Origin of the sequence: Streptomyces sp. MK37H (assembly GCF_018035285.1) — a bacterium.
Classification (GTDB): Bacteria; Actinomycetota; Actinomycetes; order Streptomycetales; family Streptomycetaceae; genus Streptomyces; species Streptomyces endocoffeicus.
The window spans coordinates 1-1,693 of the sequence record NZ_JAAAYH010000807.1; the positions used below are offsets into that span (position 1 = coordinate 1).

2 protein-coding genes are annotated in these 1,693 nt (G+C 70.8%); both read left to right on the forward strand.

Features of this window, described 5'->3' with window-relative positions:
* The first annotated feature begins 392 nt into the window (after positions 1–392).
* Positions 393–899 (forward strand): hypothetical protein, encoded by a 507-nt coding sequence (locus GWI24_RS44080; RefSeq protein ID WP_210951617.1) that lies wholly within the window; start codon positions 393–395, stop codon positions 897–899.
* A gap of 35 nt (positions 900–934) precedes the next feature.
* Positions 935–1,603: an HAD family hydrolase gene (locus tag GWI24_RS44085; protein WP_210951616.1), complete on the forward strand. Its 669-nt coding sequence runs from the start codon at positions 935–937 to the stop codon at positions 1,601–1,603.
* Positions 1,604–1,693 lie beyond the last annotated feature (90 nt).

Consider the following 1,693-nt stretch of genomic DNA (forward strand, 5'->3'; position numbering starts at 1 on the left):
CGCCGTCGTACGGCCTCCCCGGCCGTCGTGGCCCGGTTCGTGGACCGGTCCGTCGCCCGGACGCCCTCGCTCATGCCGCTCGCCCCGTTCTCTCCGGCCCGGTCGAATACCGGGCGGTAGCTTTCGTCGGAGAGTCTTCTACCGGCGGTTTTCCGGCCTCCGCAATCAGCGCCGAGCCCCCTTCGCGCCCACACCGCGGTTCACCTATCCGGGGCATGCGGCGGCTCATCGGTCCCGGTCATCGGCTCGAGCGCGGCGCGGTTTCGCGTTCGTACGGCCCCGTCGGCCCCTGTCCCACGAAAGGGGACCACCGGCCCTTCGCGGAAGGCTCGGGCGAGGGGATGGGCGATCGTATGCTGGTGGCCTATTGGTCTCTGATGAAAGCGGCAGCCATGCGCGTCTACGTCCCCCTGACCCTCTCCGCTCTCGCCGAGGCGTACAAGGAGGGCCAACTGGGGCCGATGCCGCTGACCGCCTACGCGGTCACCCCAGCGCTCCGCGAGTGGTATCTGTCCGACGACATCGAGGAACTGGAGTACGCGGCGCTGAGCCGGGCCGCGCAGGCGTCGCTGCGGCTGCTCGCCGTCGACCCCCGGGCGCCCCGCCGTCGGGTCGTGGTGGCCGTGGACGTGCCCGACGGGCAGGCGGTCGCCGATCCGGACCGGGGGCTGGACCAGTCCGCGCTGGGCGAGGTGCGGATCAAGGCCGCCATACCGCTCGCGAAGGCCGCCGCCGTGCACCTGGACGCCGACGATGCCGAGCGGGACGTCGCCGCGGCCGCCGACGCGCTGGGCGCCGCGGACCTCGGCGATGACGATGCGCAGTTCACCGTGGACGGCGCCGAGGATCACGAACTGCTCTGGTACGCCACCCAGGAGATCCCCAATCTGATCGATTGATGCCCGCTGTCCGACCCTCCGGGTACGGTCGTGGGATGGGGAAGAACCATGTGACGCACCTCGTCTGGGACTGGAACGGCACGCTGCTCCACGACATCGACGCCGTGATCTCGGCGACGAACGCCTCGTTCCAGGAGATCGGGCTGCCGCCGATCACCATCGAGCGCTATCGCGACCTGTACTGCGTCCCGGTGCCCCGCTTCTACGAGCGGCTGATGGGGCGGCTGCCCACCGACGAGGAGTGGGCGGTCATGGACGAGGCGTTCCACCGGCACTACTGGGCGCTGGCCGAGACCGCCGGGCTGGCGATCGGCGCCCGGCAGCTGCTCACCGAGTGGCAGGAGGCGGGTCTCACCCAGTCGCTGTGTTCACTGGCCCCGCATGAGTATCTGCTCCCCCTGGTGCGGACGCATGGCATCGAGCGCCATTTCGTCCGGGTGGACGGCCGCACAGGGCAGAGCAACACCGGCAAGGCCGAGCAGATGATGCGCCATATCGCCGCGCTCGAAGGGATGCCGCCGCAGCGGATGGTGGTGATCGGGGACGCCCTGGACGACGCGGTGGCGGCTCAGCATGTGGGGGCGCGGGCCGTGCTCTACACGGGCGGTTCGCACAGCCGGGCCAGCCTGGAGGCGGCCGGGGTGCCGGTGGTGGACACGCTCGAGGAGGCCGTACGGGAGGCCGAGCGCATGGCCGACGAGTGAGCTGGGTGAGACGAGTGGGACGAGTGGGGCCAGTGGGACCAGTGAGCCCCGTGAGACGAGTGAGCCGGGTGATATGAACCGGGGCCCGTG

Coding starts and splice junctions, on each gene's coding strand:
- GWI24_RS44080 (WP_210951617.1), top strand. CDS start 393: ATGCGCGTCTACGTCCCCCTGACCCTCTCCGCTCTCGCCGAGGCGTAC.
- GWI24_RS44085 (WP_210951616.1), top strand. CDS start 935: ATGGGGAAGAACCATGTGACGCACCTCGTCTGGGACTGGAACGGCACG.